The sequence below is a fragment of the Kocuria marina genome, from assembly GCA_014652975.1.
In the GTDB taxonomy this organism is placed as follows: Bacteria; Actinomycetota; Actinomycetes; order Actinomycetales; family Micrococcaceae; genus Kocuria; species Kocuria marina.
The window spans coordinates 1-16573 of record BMZV01000004.1; the positions used below are offsets into that span (position 1 = coordinate 1).

At 69.9% G+C, this 16573-nt stretch carries 17 protein-coding genes; 5 read left to right on the top strand and 12 right to left on the bottom strand.

Annotation, left to right across the window (positions count from 1 at the left end):
• Positions 1-288: 288 nt before the first annotated feature.
• From IE157_RS09490 to IE157_RS09510, 5 genes are all read left to right on the top strand, one after another.
• The gene (locus IE157_RS09490) at positions 289-1524 is read left to right on the top strand and encodes a PucR family transcriptional regulator (RefSeq protein ID WP_064846116.1); all 1236 of its coding nucleotides are present in this window, start codon (positions 289-291) and stop codon (positions 1522-1524) included.
• A gap of 91 nt (positions 1525-1615) precedes the next feature.
• A complete protein-coding gene (locus IE157_RS09495; protein ID WP_193519834.1) occupies positions 1616-2527 on the top strand; it encodes an ACP S-malonyltransferase in 912 nt (303 codons plus the stop codon).
• A gap of 60 nt (positions 2528-2587) precedes the next feature.
• On the top strand, positions 2588-3655 hold the full coding sequence (locus IE157_RS09500) for a beta-ketoacyl-ACP synthase III (RefSeq protein WP_064846118.1): 1068 nt from the start codon (positions 2588-2590) through the stop codon (positions 3653-3655).
• Positions 3656-3803: 148 nt separating this feature from the next.
• Positions 3804-4049, top strand: a complete 246-nt coding sequence (locus IE157_RS09505) for an acyl carrier protein (protein WP_035964527.1) — start codon at positions 3804-3806, stop codon at positions 4047-4049.
• Positions 4050-4172: 123 nt separating this feature from the next.
• Complete coding sequence (locus tag IE157_RS09510; protein WP_064846119.1) at positions 4173-5435, top strand: beta-ketoacyl-[acyl-carrier-protein] synthase family protein; 1263 nt, start codon at positions 4173-4175, stop codon at positions 5433-5435.
• Positions 5436-5679: 244 nt separating this feature from the next.
• Here IE157_RS09510 and IE157_RS09515 read toward each other — a convergent pair whose 3' ends face one another.
• From IE157_RS09515 to trmD, 12 genes are all read right to left on the bottom strand, one after another.
• Positions 5680-6183, bottom strand: coding sequence for a DUF3145 domain-containing protein (locus tag IE157_RS09515; protein ID WP_085106278.1), 504 nt, complete (start codon positions 6181-6183; stop codon positions 5680-5682).
• 217 nt (positions 6184-6400) lie between these two features.
• On the bottom strand, positions 6401-7423 hold the full coding sequence (locus IE157_RS09520) for a tyrosine recombinase XerC (protein WP_193519835.1): 1023 nt from the start codon (positions 7421-7423) through the stop codon (positions 6401-6403).
• The gene (gene dprA / locus IE157_RS09525; protein ID WP_318281423.1) at positions 7383-8552 is read right to left on the bottom strand and encodes a DNA-processing protein DprA; all 1170 of its coding nucleotides are present in this window, start codon (positions 8550-8552) and stop codon (positions 7383-7385) included. The genes IE157_RS09520 and dprA overlap by 41 nt, the downstream gene beginning before the upstream one ends.
• 206 nt (positions 8553-8758) lie before the next feature.
• Positions 8759-10330, bottom strand: coding sequence for a YifB family Mg chelatase-like AAA ATPase (locus tag IE157_RS09530; RefSeq protein WP_193519933.1), 1572 nt, complete (start codon positions 10328-10330; stop codon positions 8759-8761).
• A gap of 296 nt (positions 10331-10626) precedes the next feature.
• Positions 10627-10791, bottom strand: coding sequence for a hypothetical protein (locus tag IE157_RS09535; RefSeq protein ID WP_193519836.1), 165 nt, complete (start codon positions 10789-10791; stop codon positions 10627-10629).
• A 9-nt stretch (positions 10792-10800) separates the two neighbouring features.
• A complete protein-coding gene (locus IE157_RS09540) occupies positions 10801-11958 on the bottom strand; it encodes a hypothetical protein (RefSeq protein ID WP_193519837.1) in 1158 nt (385 codons plus the stop codon).
• Between the two features lie 155 nt (positions 11959-12113).
• Positions 12114-12593 carry a YraN family protein gene (locus IE157_RS09545; RefSeq protein WP_193519838.1) on the bottom strand — a complete coding sequence of 160 codons (480 nt, stop codon included), beginning with the start codon at positions 12591-12593 and terminating at the stop codon, positions 12114-12116.
• A 139-nt stretch (positions 12594-12732) separates the two neighbouring features.
• Positions 12733-13410 carry a ribonuclease HII gene (locus IE157_RS09550; protein WP_318281424.1) on the bottom strand — a complete coding sequence of 226 codons (678 nt, stop codon included), beginning with the start codon at positions 13408-13410 and terminating at the stop codon, positions 12733-12735.
• 20 nt (positions 13411-13430) lie between these two features.
• Entirely contained in the window at positions 13431-14246 is an 816-nt protein-coding gene (gene lepB / locus IE157_RS09555; protein ID WP_193519840.1) for a signal peptidase I, read from the bottom strand.
• Between the two features lie 134 nt (positions 14247-14380).
• On the bottom strand, positions 14381-15070 hold the full coding sequence (lepB, locus tag IE157_RS09560) for a signal peptidase I (RefSeq protein WP_082943269.1): 690 nt from the start codon (positions 15068-15070) through the stop codon (positions 14381-14383).
• Between the two features lie 10 nt (positions 15071-15080).
• Entirely contained in the window at positions 15081-15443 is a 363-nt protein-coding gene (rplS, locus tag IE157_RS09565; RefSeq protein ID WP_064846126.1) for a 50S ribosomal protein L19, read from the bottom strand.
• A 177-nt stretch (positions 15444-15620) separates the two neighbouring features.
• The gene (gene trmD / locus IE157_RS09570; protein ID WP_193519841.1) at positions 15621-16571 is read right to left on the bottom strand and encodes a tRNA (guanosine(37)-N1)-methyltransferase TrmD; all 951 of its coding nucleotides are present in this window, start codon (positions 16569-16571) and stop codon (positions 15621-15623) included.
• Positions 16572-16573: the final 2 nt, after the last annotated feature.

The following is a 16573-nucleotide window of genomic DNA, read 5'->3' on the forward strand; positions in this document are numbered from 1 at the left end:
GCCGGCACCAGCGGTAACACCGGAGGCGACGCCTAACCCACCAACCCACCACCACGACGCCCCCACACCACCCACCCACACACGGACGGGACAGTGCGGGGGCGCCGTCGTACCATGCAAACGCGTTAAACCTCGAAGACCGAACCCGCGGCGGGCTCGCCCTGACCCGTATTCGCGGACGCGCGCACCCCGCCTGCAACTCGACGCGGGGCACCCGCCCCGGCGTGCGGCGTCGTCGTCCGGGGACATCCCCCCGGACGGGCGAACGGCATGGACTACCCTCGACTCATGCCCTCCGACACCTCCGGCTCCGCCGCCCGCAAAGCACGCTCCACGCGCCGGGTGACCTGGCCGCTCCGCAGTCGGCAACAGGGCACACCGCACCCCAAGACGCTGGACAACCTCACGGCCAATCTAGGGCAGGTCTCGACCGTGGCAGTGCAGCGGTTAAGCACGTCCCTGCCGTGGTTCTCCCAGCTGCGCGCGGACGAACGCTCGGAACTCGGGCTGCTCGCCCAGCGCGGTATCGCGTCCTTCGTGCGGTGGTACGAGAACCCGCAGGAACCCGTGTGGGTGCTGACGGAGATCTTCAAGCAGGCCCCCACGGAACTGACCCGCTCCATCACGCTGCAGAACGCACTGCAGGTGCTGCGCATCGTCGTGGACGTGGTCGAGGAGAAGGTCCCCGAGCTCGCCCAGCACAACGACGAGGTGGCGCTGCGCGAGGCCGTGCTGCGCTTCTCGCGCGAGGTCGCCTTCGCCGCCGCGGACGTCTATGCCAAGGCCGCCGAGAACCGAGGCTCGTGGGATGCGAGGCTGGAATCGCTCGTGGTGGACGGGATCCTGCGCGGCGACCACTCCGACTCCATGCGCTCCAGGGTCTCCGCGCTCGGCTGGACCGACCAGGGGGACGTCACGGTCATGGTGGGCCCCGCGCCCGCCACCACCGGACCCGCCGGTGTGGAACGCATCCGGCGCGCGGCCGGCCGCCATGCCACGGAATGCCTCGTGGCCATCCAGACCGACCGGCTCGTACTCGTGCTCGGCGGGCTCCGAGACCGCATGCGTTCCCTGACCAAGCTCGCGGCGGTGTTCGGTGAGGGGCCTGTGGTCCACGGGCCCGCGGTGTCCTCCGTGTTCGAGGTCAAGGAATCGGCGGATCGCGCCCAGGCAGGATTGCGCGCCGCCGCGGCCTGGCCCCAGGCACCGCATCCCGTCTACTCCGAGGACCTGTGGCCCGAACGCGCCATCAGCGGGGACCCGCTCGCGCTGCGCTCCATGGTGGAGGCCGTGTGGGAACCGCTCTCGGCGTCCTCCACCGGACTCGTGGACACCCTCACCACCTACCTGTGCGTGGGGCACTCGCTCGAGGCCACCGCGCGCGAGCTGTTCGTCCACGCCAACACCGTGCGCTACCGGTTGCGCCGCGTCAGCGACATCACCGGGTGGGACCCCCTGCTGCCGCGGGACGCGTTCGTGCTGCACTGCGCCGTGCTCGCGGGCCGGCTGAACAGTCAGCCATGACATGGTCTTGTAGACCTCCCACAAAGCTCGTCCCCCAGGTTGGTGACACCGACCAGTCCATGGCGCGGTCCACTCTTGGTGGAATGAACGGGTGATTGCAGTTGTCTGCCCCGGTCAGGGGTCCCAGAAGCCAGGTTTCCTTTCTGAGTGGTTGTCCGTTCCCGGAGTGTCCGACCACCTGAGCGAGCTGTCCGACGCCGCCGGGCTGGATCTCACGCACTACGGCACCCAGGCGGACGAGGAGACAATCAAGGACACCGCGGTGGCCCAGCCCCTCATCGTGGCCGCGGGTCTCGTGGCCGGGCGACTGCTCGCGCCGAGCTTGGAGGACCGCTCCGACGTCGTCTTCGCGGGGCACTCCGTCGGTGAGATCACCGCCGCCGCGCTGTCCGGCGTGCTGAGCGAGGCGGACGCCATGCGGTTCGTGCGCGTGCGCGCCACGGAAATGGCCCGCGCAGCCGCCGTCTCCCCCACGGGGATGGCCGCGGTGCTGGGCGGTAAGCCAGACGACGTCGCTCAGGCCATCGCCGCCGTCGGCGCCACCGCCGCGAACGCGAACGGCGGTGGCCAGGTGGTCGCCGCCGGGACGATCGAGCAGCTCGACGCCCTCGCGGAGAACCCTCCGGCGCGGGCAAAGGTCATCAAGCTCAAGGTCGCCGGCGCGTTCCACACCGAGCACATGGCGCCCGCGCTGGAGCCGCTGCGTGAGCTCGTGCCGCAGCTGTCCCCGAACGATCCGGAGCACCCCCTGCTGAGCAACTTCGACGGTGCCCGGGTCGACGGCGGTGCAGCGGCCGTGGACTCGCTCGTGGAGCAGGTCTGCCGCCCGGTGCGGTGGGACGCGTGCATGGAGACCCTGGCCGAACTGCAGGTCGAGCACATCGTGGAACTGCCGCCGGCCGGGACCCTCGTGGGTCTGGCCAAGCGCGGGCTCAAGGGCGTGCCCGCAACCGCGGTCAACACACCGGAGGACCTGGAGACGGTGCGGAGTATTCTGAGCTGACAAGTGTGCGCACGCACCCGGACAACTCGTGAACTGCACCAGGTAAGGAGTCGGCCTCCCGTGGCGACCATCAAACAGAACACCCCCAACGCCCACACACGCATCCTGGGTATCGGCGCCTACCGCCCGTCCGAGATCGTGACCAATGACGACGTCTGTCAGTGGATCGAATCCTCCGACGAGTGGATCGTCAAGCGCACGGGCATCCACACCCGCCACCGTGCCCCGGCGGACGTCACCGTCCTGGAGATGGCCGAGCACTCGGCCCGCGAGGCACTCGAGAGCGCCGGTCTCACGGGTGAGCAGCTGGACACCATCATCGTGTCCACCGTGTCCTTCCCGTACCTCACACCGTCCCTCGCCGCCCAGCTCGCGGACCGCCTGGGGGCCACACCTGCGGCGGCCTACGACATCTCCGCGGCGTGCGCGGGCTACTGCTACGGCATCGCCCAGGCGGACGCGCTCGTGCGCTCCGGGGATTCCACCAACGTGCTGGTGATCGGCGTGGAAAAACTCTCCGACGTCATCGACAACACCGAGCGTTCCATCTCCTTCCTGCTCGGCGACGGCGCCGGCGCCGTGGTCATCGGCCCGTCCGACGTGCCGGGAATCGGCCCGTCCGTGTGGGGTTCGGACGGATCCAAGTGGGATGCGATCCGTATGACCCACCCGCTCACCGACATCCGCACGGTCGAGAAGGGTGGCGAGCGGACCTTCGCCAAGGACCTCGCGGACCCAGAGACCGGTGAGATGCGCCCGGACGCCACCATGTGGCCCACCCTGCGCCAGGACGGACCCACGGTCTTCCGGTGGGCCTCGTGGGAGGGAGCCCGCGTGGCCAAGGAAGCCCTCGAGGCCTCCGGGCTCGAGCCCGAGGACCTCGCGGCATTCGTGCCCCATCAGGCGAACATGCGCATCATCGATCAGATGGCCAAGGTGCTCAAGCTGCCCGACTCCGTGATCATCGCCCGGGACATCGCGGAGGCTGGTAACACCTCCGCGGCGTCCATCCCGCTGGCCACCCACCGCTTGCTCGCGGAGCACCCGGAACTGTCCGGGAAGCCCTCCCTGCAGATCGGTTTCGGGGCGGGTCTCGTGTACGGCGCCCAAGTGGTGCTGTTGCCCTGATCCCACCCGTGGCGTGCCGTAGGGTTAGACCGCACACCTCTTGTCCACGGACCGTTCGAGCACTCGGGCGGTCCGCACGGTAGTTCTCCCGAACCCCGTGCTCACCCAGTAAGGTCGCGCACCGCGACTATAAGGAAAGGAAGCCGATATGGCGAGCAAAGACGAAATCCTGGCCGGCCTGGCAGAAATCGTGAACGAAGAGACCGGCCTCGAGACCGACGCCGTGCAGCTCGACAAGTCCTTCACCGAGGATCTGGACATCGACTCCATCTCCATGATGACCATCGTGGTCAACGCCGAGGAGAAGTTCGACGTCACCATCCCGGACGAAGAGGTCAAGAACCTGAAGACCGTCGAGGACGCCGTCAACTTCATCGACAACGCCCAGGACTGATCCCCGGGTGTCAGGTGGCGTGCCCTCCAGCGTGAGCGGGGCACGTCACCTCACGTCACACCAGGCGGCCGACCGAGCAAGCCCTGGAACATCTGCGACCCCGGACCCGAGGAAGTGCACAACATGTCCCGCAAAGTAGTCGTCACCGGCCTGGGTGCCATCACTCCCATCGGTGAGAACGTCCAGGAGACCTGGCAGAACGCCCTCAAGGGTGTCTCCGGTGTCCACGCTCTGGAACAGGAGTGGGTGGAGAAGTACGACCTCCCTGTGCGCATCGGCGCCACCTCCCCCAAGCCGTCTGAGGATGCCGTGTCCCGGGTGCAGGCCAAGCGTCTGGACCCCTCCGGTCAGCTGTCCGTGGCAGCGGCTCGTGAGGCGTGGACGGACGCCGGTTTCTCCGGCGCCGACGCCGACTCGAGCGACGAGTTGGACCCCACCCGCGTGGGCGTGGCGTTCGGTACCGGTATCGGCGGTGTGTGGACCCTCCTGGATGCGTGGGACACCCTGCTCGCCAAGGGGCCCCGCCGAGTCAAGCCCATGACCGTGCCCATGCTCATGCCCAACGGCAATGCGTCCTCGGTGAGCATGGAGTTCAAGGCCCGCGCGTGCGCGATCACCCCGGTCTCCGCGTGTGCATCCGGCACCGAGGCGTTCTTCCAGGGTCTGAATCTGATCCGCTCGGGCAAGGCGGACGTGGTGATCGTGGGCGGCGCCGAGAGTGCGATCCACCCCATGACCATTGCCGCGTTCAACTCCATGCAGGCCCTGTCCCGGCGCAACGACGATCCGCAGCGCGCCTCCCGCCCGTTCGACGTGGACCGCGACGGGTTCGTCATGGGTGAGGGTGCCGGTGCCGTGGTGCTCGAGTCCGAGGAGCACGCGAAGGCCCGCGGCGCGCGGATCTACGCCGAACTGGCGGGTGCGGGTCTCAGTGCCGACGCCCACCACATCACCGCTCCCGCCACCGGGGATGAGGGCGGACCCGCCCGCGCGCTGCGTGAGGCCATGGAGTCCGGGGACATCGCCCCCTCGGACATCAAGCACGTCAACGCGCACGCGACCTCTACCCCCGTGGGCGACATCCCCGAGGCCGGCGCACTGCGCTGCGCATTCGGGTCCGCCGTGGACGACATGGCCGTGTCCGCGACCAAGTCCATGATGGGTCACCTGCTCGGCGGTTCCGGAGCCGTGGAGGGTGTGCTCACCGTCCTGGCCCTATCCGAGCGCAAGGCCCCGTGCACCATCAACCTGGAGAACCAGGACCCCCGGATCGATCTGGACGTGGTGACCACCGCCCGGAATCTCCCCGGTGGGGACATGGTCGCGATCTCCAACTCGTTCGGTTTCGGCGGGCACAACTCGGTGGCGGCGTTCCGCTCCCTGTAGCGGGCGCCCACCCCAGCGACGAACCCCGGTGGCCCACCCTGTGGAGGTGGGACACCAGGGTTCGTTCGTGCTCCGCAACGGATTCGGAGCGAGAGTTCTGAGGTCGGAAACTTGTAGGTACGGGTGGCACCCATCGGGGGTCCCCGGGTAGGTCACCCACCACGTCACGCCGCATCGGTAACGCCTTTCCGGGGCGAGCCGCGTCATCCGGCGGGTCTACCGACGGGCGGCTATCTGGCGGGGGTCATCCGACGCGATGCAGCCACCGCACGGGTGCGCCCTCGGCGGCGTGACGGAACGGTTCCAGCTCCTCGTCCCAGGCCTCCCCCAGTGCCAGCGAGAGCTCCGCGACCACGGCGGAGGGGTCCCCACCGGAGGCCTCGAACGCGAACCGGATCCGGTCCTCGCTCACGCAGATGTTCCCGGCGACGTCCGTGGTCGCGTGGAAGATCCCCAGATCCGGCGTGAAGGACCACCGGGAGCCGTCGTTACCGCGGCTCGCGTTCTCGGTCACCTCGAACCTCACCCGCCCCAGGGTCCGGAGCGCGGAGGCGAGCAGCGCCCCCGTGCCTGCGCGGCCGGACCACTCGAGTTCGGTGCGCACGCAACCGGGCTCGGCGTTCTGCGGTGTCCACTGTAGATCCGTGCGCTGTCGCGAGACGGATTCCAGAGCCCACTGGATGTGGGGGCACAGCGCCTGCGGCGCGGAGTGCACGTACAGCACACCCCGCGTGGTGGGTGAAGACATAGCCTGTTCCTCCGTTGTGTAGGTACGTCTTCCCCAACGTCCTGCTCGGAGGCCCCGGTCTATGTGTTTCGGCGCCCGTATGAAGTTGTCCGGTCGGTGTTCGGCGACCTGATGTACACACCCTCGCGGATTCGAGGCCGCGGGGGTGGCTCATTCCGTTTCATTGTCCAGCAGGGCTACTCACCGGTCAACCCGAATCACTGCTCGCGCTGAAATGTCAAGCTCGCGGATGCGCTTGGGAGTAGGCACGTTTGAGCCGCTCCACGGACACATGGGTGTAGATCTGGGTGGTGGCCACGCTCGCGTGCCCCAGCACTTCCTGCACGGTGCGCAGGTCCGCTCCCCCGTCCAGCAAGTGGGTCGCAGCGCTGTGCCGCAGGCTGTGCGGCCCACGGGCGGTGGTGTCCGGAATGGTCTCCAACGCACGGGCCACGACCCTGCGGGCCACCCGGGCGTCGATCCGGGCACCGCGGGCCCCGACGAAGACGGCGTCACCCGCTTCGGGTGCCGCGAGCTCCGCGCGCCGATGTCTCCACAGGGCCAGCGCCTCCCCCGCGCTCTCCCCGTACGGGACCCGGCGTTGTTTGTTGCCCTTGCCCGTGACCGTGAGGACGTGGTTCACGGCGTCCACGTGGGACCCGTCGAGGGACACGAGCTCGCTGATCCGAGCGCCCGTGGCGTAGAGCAGTTCGAGCAGTGCCCAGTCGCGCGCCGCGAGCGCTGCCGCGTGAGCGTCGTCGTGCCCACCGAGGGCGACGTCCCCGAGGTCGTCGAGCATGTCGTTGAGTGCCGTGGCGCCCACGACGTCCGGGAGGTGCTTGGCGGGGCGCGGCCCGCGCAACCCCGCGGCCGGGTCGTGACGCAGCCCCTGGGTGTCCACGGCCCAGCGGAAGAACGTGTGCACGGCCGCGATCCCCCGGGACAGGGAGCTGCGGGCGAGTCCTCGGTGGTGGCGCTGGGCGAGCCAGCCGCGCAGGGTGTCCCGGTCCAGCAGGTCCATGGCGTCGATCCCGTGGTCCCGCATCCAGTGCGAGAGGTCCGAGACGTCGTTGACGTAGGAGCGCACGGTGTGGTCGCTGCGGGACCGCTCGAGGCTCAGGTACGCCCGGAACTGCGGGAGGTAGGCCTCGAGCGGCCCGGGCGGGGCATCCTTCGCCCCTGCTGCCGGTGCCCCCTGCGCGCCCGACGACGCCGCGTGCTCAGGTTCCCGTTCGACCGTCCGGTCTTTTACTGCGCCCATGCGGCGAGCCTACCCGCCGCCATCCGAGCAGCGAGTCCGCGGCCAGTCCGGCGTCACGGAGCCTTACGAGACCCGTGAGCACCTCCCCCGGGCTCAACCCGGACACCGCGCACAGGTGGGACGGGTCCGCGTCGGTGCGCAGGGGCAGCGCGTCGAACAAGCGCAACAACGTGGGATCCAGGCCGTCCTCGGGGCGCTCGTCACGGGTACTCGCCGCCCGGTGTGCATCCTGGGCCACCGCATTGCCCAGGGGCTCCACGAGTTCCAGGAGCTCGGCAGCATTGCTCACGAGCACCGCGTGATCGTCGCGGATGAGGCGATGGCAGCCCGCCGAGCCTCCCACGAGCACGTCCCCCGGGACCGCGGCGACCTCCCGCGAGAGCCCCGCTGCGTGGCGTGCGGTGTTGAGCGATCCGGAACGCCACGCCGCCTCCGTGACCACCGTGGCTCGCGTGAGGGCCGCGATGATGCGGTTGCGCTGCAGGAACCGGTAGCGCGCGGGAGCGCAGCCCAGGGGAACCTCACTCAGCACCACTGAACGCTGCGTGATGTGATGCAGCAGGTCCGCGTTGCCCGCCGGGTAGAACCGATCCACACCGCACGCCAGAACGGCGATCGTGGCCCCGTCCCCGGTGCCTGCCTCAAGGGCGGCCGTGTGCGCCACGGCGTCGATCCCGTACGCGCCGCCCGAGACCACACACCAATGGGCAGCGGCCAGTTCATGGGCCATCTGACGGGTCACCGCGGCCCCGTAACCGCTCGCGTTGCGCGCGCCCACCACGGCCACACTGCGATCCAGCCGGGACAGCACCTCGCGATGACCCCGGCCCCACAGGACCAGCGGGCGCTGCAGGCCCAGGTCGTCGAGATGCGCGGGCCACTCCGGATCCTCCGGGATGAGTGTCCACGCACCGATCTGTTCGGCGTGCCGGGCATCCACGCGGGGCTCCGGGACGGGCAGCCGCGAGCGCCAGGCCGTGAACCGTTTGAGGAGATTCGGGACCGACGAGTCCGGGGCCAGCTCCTCGGTGGCCTTGCGATAAACGGAACACAGAGCGGGACTGGGGGCCTGCAATTCCACGATGCTGCGCCACAACAGTTCAGGGCCTAGGGCTGCCAGCAAGATCAAGCCCGCGGTGTCGCCGGGTTCGATGATGCGCGATAAGCGCACGCGGCACGCCCGGACGGCGTGGTATGGATCGCCAGGGGTGCCGACCGCGGCAGTGTCCCCCGCGGTTGCCCCTAGATCCGTCATATTGCCGCGGCGGTCCGGCCCGGCGGGGTGGTGCTCTGTCGAGCTGCCGTAGCTTTCAGACCCGGCGGGGTGGTGTTCCGTCATGTCGTCACCGTCGTCTTGAAGTAGAGGGCCAGCTGCACGTGCTCGGGGCTGGGAACCGTGGCCCCGGCCAGATCCGCCAGGGTCCAGGCAACACGCAACACCTTCACGAATCCACGGGCCGTCAGGGTCTTGTTGTCCATGGCGGCCTTGAGCGGTAGCACGGACCGAGTGCCCGGTGACAGAGTGCGATGCAACAGTGAACCCGGAACCGCGCTGTTCAGTCGGCACCCCCAGCGGCGCAGCCGCTCCTCCTGGGCGGCCCGGGCGGTCGCAACCCGCTCCGCGACGGCTGCACTGTCCTCGGGGGTCCGGCCGTGGCCCCCGCTGAGCTCGTGGTAGGTCACGGCGGGGACCCGCAATTGCAGATCCACACGGTCGAGCAGGGGCCCGGACAGTTTGCCGAAATACCTGCGGCGCTGCACTGCCGTGCATGTGCATGCCTGGTCCGTGCCGCCCGCGTTGCCGCACGCACACGGATTCGCCGCCAGGACCAATTGGAAATGCGCGGGATAGTGGGCCACGGATTGTGCCCGGGCGATCGTGACCGTTCCCGATTCGAGCGGTTGCCGCAGGGCGTCCAGCACCCGGCGGTCGAACTCAGGGGCCTCGTCCAGGAACAATACGCCCCGGTGCGCCAGGGAAATGGCCCCGGGCCGTGGCATCCCGCTGCCCCCGCCACACAGCGCGGGCATGGTGATGCTGTGGTGTGGGGCCTGGAACGGGGGCCGCCGTATGAGGGACGAACACACGTCGTCGCCTCGCAGCGAATGCACGGACGTGACCTCCAGGGAGTCATCGTCCGCGAGGTCCGGCAGGATCCCCGGCAACCGTTCCGCGAGCATCGTCTTGCCCGCTCCCGGTGGGCCCACCATCAGGAGATGATGTCCACCGGCGGCGGCGATCTCGAGCGCTTGACGCCCTTCGACCTGCCCCACCACGTCCCGCAGGTCTGGCACGGCCGTTCCGTCCGGCTCCTGCGGGTTCCCGCCGTCCGGCGCGCTCTCGGCCCGTGACGACGTCGCACGGGCCAGCAACGTAGAATCCGCTCCGTGGGCGACGAGCAGCTGCGACAGGTGGGCGGCGGAACTCACGTCCGCGCCGGCCACCAGCTCGGCCTCCGCCCGATTGGCTTCGGCGACGACCACTCGGGGATACCCCGCCCGCACCGCTGCCAACACGGCGGGCAGGACACCGCGCACCGGACGCAGGGAACCGTCCAGACCGAGCTCGGCGTAGAACACCGTGTCCGGCGGCACCCGCACCACCCCCTGGGCGCTGAGCACCGCCATCACAACCGCGACGTCGAAGTGCGACCCCCGCTTGGGGAGCGTGGCCGGGGAGAGGTTCACCGTGATCTTGCGCGGTGCGAGGGCGGCCCCGGCATGGCGCGCGGCCGAACGGATCCGTTCCTTGGACTCGTTCACCGCTTGATCGGGCAGGCCGATGATCGTGAACGCCGGCAGTGACTGGCCGATGTCCGCCTCAACCTCCACCACGTGCCCCGCCAACCCGACCAGCGCCACACTGCGGCTGCGCGCGAACCCGTTCACGAGCCACGTCCGGACCATGGGTTGGCGCTGCACGTCACCGAATCTCGAATCATGGGTCCAGAGTTCCCGCCCGGGCCGCCGGGCCCTAGCACAGCCCAGCAGTGTGCAGCCCAGATGCCGCGGCCCGAATGCGGAAATGAACTGGCCAGACGGGCGAGGCACGACCCGAGAGACCCGGTGGAACACGATCACCCGCGGAGGCCCCTAACAGCGCCGGCACGGCGGACCCGTGACCCGGCCGGGCGCAGCAGACTACTTCGCGAGGCGCCCCTGAACAGAACCGTGTACCGGGGCGAATCCCAACGAACGGCCCACTAGAGAGCAGCGGGCGCGGGGTCCTCCAGGGGCACGGGGACGGCAATTGCCGGGTCCGTGTCCTCGACGGGCAGCACGTCGGTGGGAACCGACACCGGCACCACGGAGACGGCGCTGTCGGGAAGCTCCGTGACCGGGGCTCCGGCCCGCAGTTCCAGGTTCATGGGACCGAGCTATAGGTCCTGCGACTCCGCCGGGGCTGCGGGCTCCAGGGATCCCGGGCCCGGAATCCCCGGATCCGGGTCCACGGGGTCCGGGATCACCGGTGCTGGCACCGTGGGCACCGTGGGCACCGAGACGATGGGATCGGTCACCGCCGGGTGGGGCGAGACGGAGGTGTCGGGCGCGGGTACCGGCGGGATCGGGATCGTGGGCGCCGGGCTCGGAGGCACGGGACCGCCCGGATCGGGATTCACCGGCGGGATCCCTCCCGGATCCGGGAGAACGGGCGCTCCGGGGTCCGGAACCGCGGGTGCACCCGGATCCTCGGGCACCTGAGGGGTGTCCGCGGTGGGCGATGCCGAGGGTTCGGGGACGTCCGGAGCGGGGACACCGGGAGCAGCCGATTCCGCGGGGGCATCGGGGCTCGCACTCTCCCTGGCGCCGTCCGATCCATTCCCGCTGCCCGATTGTCCGCCGCCCGCGGGCCCGTTGCCGCTCGGGGTGTCATCGGTGTCCTCGGGCTGGGCACGCACGGGGGTGACTTCCCGGTTACCGATGGAGGGGATCAGCTCGAGACTCTCGAAGCTCTCTGGAACACGGGAGATGTCCCCCACGAGGATGTTCGTACCGCGTTCGCCCGCGGCGATGTCCCCCGCGGCGGTCCGGTCCGCCTCCTCGATGCGATTCTTGAGGTGCCGGGCCTCGTGCTCGGTCAGTGGCGACCCGTCATGGGCGCGGTACTGGTCCCCGGACGTCCGGGGCCGCCACCGGTCCAGGGCTCGTGAGACGTTCTCCAGTTGGTAGGACCCGCCGTCGGAGGCCTTGAGGATCATGCGACTCACCGACACGGGGGAATCTCCCCGTTCGTTGTCGATCTCCACGGTGGCGTACGTCGCGCGTTTGACGCGGGCATCCTTGCGCAGTTCGTCGAGTTCAGGATCGGGGATCTCCCGCGCGGGGAGCGTGATGCGCACGGACGCCCCGTTGGGGAGGTTCGCCCGGAAGATCCCGGCATGCAGACCCCGGTCACCCGCGGCTGAGGTGGCACACGCGGAGGCGTCGGATCCGGCGGGCGGCTCCTCGTCCGCGCACGAGACGAGCATCAGCGAGGCGGCCGCGGCCAATGCCGTGGCCGACAACACGTGAGGAAGCCACGCCGGACTCTTCATGCGTCCCCCGATCGCCGAGCCTTTGTACTCATCCCACAAAATACCGTGGCACGGGGAGGGGGAAATTCATAATGCTCTCGGTGACGACCCGGAGTGTGACTCCCCGGTGGAGGTCGGCGGCGAACGGGCCCCGTGGCACGGATCGCGCGGATGCCTCACAACCAGCCGAGGGAGCCTATGTGTTCCACGCGCGGGGTACCGCCGCGGGGCCAGTGGACCGCCACGACGTCCACGCCGGCGATCTCGACAGCCCTGTGTTCCCTGGCCCAGGCGCGCGCGAGGACGTGCAGTCGCCGCAGCTTCTCCCACCCCACGGCCTCCGCGGGATGTCCGAAGTCCCCGCCCGAGCGCGTCTTGACCTCGAACACGGTCACGGTTCCCTGTCGCTCGGCCACGACGTCCAGCTCACCGCGGGGCGCCCCGGGCCCAACGGCGGGGCGCCAGTTCCGGTCCAGGATCCGCCAGCCCGAACGCTGCAACAGGTCCGCGATCAGTTCCTCCCCCGCCCTCCCCAGGCTCACATGGGCCGCGACCGGGGCGTCGGGCGGGGCAGTGTCGGGCGGGGCGGTGTCGGGCGGAGCGGTGCCCGGACGACCGGAATTGCGTGGCACATGGGCAGATGTGGAAGTCGTCATGGACCCACTGTGATGCGCGACGACACTCCCGGCCATGGCCGGGGCGCGCCTGTGCAGGGCGGATCCGCCCAGGACGCGCTATGGGCCTTCGAGTACCAGGCCCCACCTCACCTGCGAAGGAATGCGGGTGACCAGCGGACTACCGCGCGCCCAGGTTCCAGCTGAGCCGGTGCTGCGGCGTGGTGCCGTGTTCGAGCAGCGCCGCGCGATGCACAGCACTGCCGTAGCCCTTGTTGGACTCCCACGCGTACGCGGGGAACTCGCGGCCGAGCGAGACCATGAGTTCGTCGCGCTCCACTTTCGCCAGGATTGACGCGGCCGCCACGCTGACACAGTGCGCATCGGCCCGGACGAATGTGCGCACGACCGGCGGCAACGCGGCGTCGTCGGCGTCCTGCCCCAGCACCGGGGGTGCGTCCAGCCAGTTGTGGGAACCGTCCAGGATCAAGGCATCGACGCGCGTGCCGTGTGCGGCCACGGTGGCCAGTGCCCGGAGCCCGGCCAAGCGCAGCGCGGCGGTGACACCGAACTGGTCGATCTCCCGCGGTTGCGCGTGCCCCACCGCGGTGCCCACGGCCCACGCCGCGATCGTGCGCGCGAGGGCCGCACGCCGCGCTGGACTCAGGGCCTTGGAGTCACGCACGCCGTGCCACGGCGGCGGGTCCGACGGCGCTCCCCCGGTCATCCGTTCGAGGTCCAGGACCGCGAGGCCCACGCTCGCGGGGCCCGCGAGGGCTCCCCGGCCCACCTCGTCCATTCCGGCCACGAAGCGGTGCCCGGCGCGCGCGAGTTCCGTTTCCAGTTCGAGCGTGGGCACGGTGCGCGGCGTCGCGGGGCTCACTGCCCGCCGGCCGCGGGGACGTCCTGGAACACCTCGGCGGGGTTGTGCAGGAACTGGAAGCGATCGAGCGGCCACGCGATCACGAACGCGGTGCCCACGACGTCGTCCTCGCTCACGAACCCGGTGCCGGTGGCGATGTGGTAGCGGGAATCGGCGGAGGCGTTGCGGTGGTCACCCAGCACGAACAGCTTGCCGTCGGGCACGGTGACGTCGAACGAGATGTCGGACGGCGCTGCCCCGGGGTACAAGTAGGGCTCATCGAGCGCCTCGCCGTTGACCGTGACCCGCCCGGACGCGTCGCAGCACGTCACGTGATCCCCGCCCACGCCGATCACGCGCTTGACCAGGGCCTGCTGGCTGCTGTCGGGGATCAGGCCCACGAACTCGAGCGCGCCGCGCACGGGGTTGGCCGCGGTCCGGGGCGCCTCGGGCAGCCAACCCTGGGTGTCCTCGAAGACCACGATGTCGCCGCGGTCGATGTTGCCCGTGCGGCCGTCCAGCACGTTGACGAAGATCCGGTCGTTGAGTTCCAGGGTCTGTTCCATGGACCCGGAGGGGATGAAGAAGCCGCGGATCAGGAAGGTCTTGACCAGGAACGCGATGAGGAGCGCGAGGGCCACCACGATCAGGATCTCCTTGACCGCGCCCCACCCGGTCGTGGGCTCCTTGGCGCCCCGGCGGCCGCGGCGCCGTGCGCCGGATTCGCTCGCCCGCGCGTCCCGGGGTGCCGCCGCGCCGCCGGGGTCGCGCTGCGGTGCGGGCTCACCCGGTCCGCGAACGCCCTCGACACCTGATCCATGCTGCTCAGCCACTACGCATTCCTCTTCTCGGGTCCCACGGACACGGTTGCGTGTTCGCGCGCGGAAGCTTGCTCGGCGACGTCGCTCGCGCCCGGGGTGCCGCCCGCGCGGGGGGGTGGGCGGGGCGGGGCGGAGCACCGAGACCGTCACTCCCGCAGTGTACGGGCACGCTCCGGGGGCCACACGACACGCTCGGCGGTGCCCACGATGCGTTCGGTGCGGATCAGGCCGCCGCCCGGCGAGCCCAGCAGCGATCGGGAGTCCACGGACACGCTGCGGTGGTCACCCATGAGCCACACTCGTCCTTCGGGCACGTGCACCGTGAACGGGATCCGGGACGGCTCGTCCCCGGGGAAGACGTAGTCCTCGTGTTGTGGCCGGCCGTTGACGGTGACCAGTCCGCCCGCGGTGCAGCAGGACACTGTGTCCCCTGCGACCCCGATGACCCGCTTGACGTACGCGGTGTCTGAACCGGTGACGCCCAGCCAGCGGCCCAGGGTGTGGGCGACCTGCTGGTGCCACGGGTCCGTCGAGTGCAGCGGGTCCAGGGAACCGCGGCCGTCGAAGACCACCAGCTCGCCCCGAGCGACGTCGTTCCCCGAGACGAGTTTGTCCACCAGCACCCGGTCCCCGCCCTGGAGCGTGGGCTCCATGGAATCGGAACCGACCCAGTAGACGTCCGCCACGAAACCGCGCACGACCGAGGCCAGGACGAAGGCCGTGAGCAGGGCGATGGCCACGACCCACAACCACCACCGGCGCGTGGAAACGGGCCGTTTCACGGCGGAGGACCCGGCAGATGCCGGGCCCTCCGCGTGTTCCGTGTGCTGTGGCACCCGGTGAGTCTTACTTGCTCGATGCGCTCGAGTCGCGCTTCTCGCGGATGCGAGCAGCCTTACCGTGACGATCGCGCATGTAGTACAACTTGGCACGGCGTACGTCGCCGCGGCTCACGAGCTCGATCTTCTCGATGATCGGGGAGTGCACCGGGAAGGTACGCTCCACGCCCACACCGAAGCTGACCTTGCGCACGGTGAAGGTCTCGCGCACGCCAGAGCCCTGACGGCCCACGACGAAGCCCTTGAACACCTGAACACGGGAGCGGTTGCCTTCCACGATGTTCACGTGCACGTTGAGGGTGTCACCGGCACGGAAGTCCGGGACGTCGTTGCGCAGCGACTTGGCATCAAGCTGGTCAAGAATGTTCATGACATAACTCCTCGTGATCGCCGCAGGTCTCCCACGTGTGGTCCGCGTGTCACCCCGCGCGGGGTGGCATCGCTCCAGGATCCGGGACGGAACTTGGGATGGCCGTGCCGGGTGGTGCGTCGTTGGTCGCTCTCCCCCCTGCGGCAGGGGCGTGCCCGACGCACACACAGCGCTCTATTATGCCATATCCGGCGTGCCTTCCGCGGCCGCGTGCCCGCCGTCACGGCGCCACGATCCACCCGTCACGTGGAAGCCGGTCTTGGCGAGCACCGCGAGGTCCGCCCTGTCCAGCTGTGCGGGGTCCAGGGCCAGGATCATGTCCGGGCGGCGCTGCGCGGTGCGCGAGAGTTGCTGGTCCCGCCGCCACCGTTCGATCCGCCCGTGGTGACCGGACAGCAGGATCTCGGGTACGGCCCGCTCCCGCCACACCGCGGGTTTCGTGTACACGGGGTACTCGAGCAGCCCGCCCGTGTGGGACTCCTCGGCCAGTGATTCCGGATTGCCGATCACGCCGGGGATCAACCGCGTCACGGCCTCGACCATGGCGAGCACGGCGACCTCTCCCCCGTTGAGCACGTAGTCGCCCAGACTCAGGGGGCGCACCCGCACCTCGGTCCGAGCGTTGTCGATGAAGCGCTCGTCGATCCCCTCGTAGCGCCCGCACGCGAAGATCAGGTGTTCCTCCGCTGCCAGTTCGTACGCGATCCGCTGCGTGAACACCTCCCCCGCCGGGGACGGGACCACGAGCACGGGTGCCGCGGAGTGTTTCCCGACGGTCAAGGACGACGTTGCGGCACCCGGCTCTGTGGTCTGCGCAGGGTCCGTCACGACAGCCGGCACCGCGGTCTTCGGGGCCTCCGGTGCGGTCCGAGCGGACGACGACGCCGCGGCGTCGCCCCCTGCGCGCACCACCGACTCGAGGGCGAGCGTCCATGGCTCGGGCTTCATGACCATGCCCGCACCCCCGCCGTAGGGGGTGTCGTCCACGGTGCGGTGCCGGTCGGTGGTGAAGTCGCGGGGATCAGTGACCGCGAGGTGGAGGACCCCGTCCGTGACGGCCTTACCGATCAGTGACAGGTTGAGGGGCTGCAGGTACTCAGGAAAGATGCTCAGCACGTCGATGCGCACGG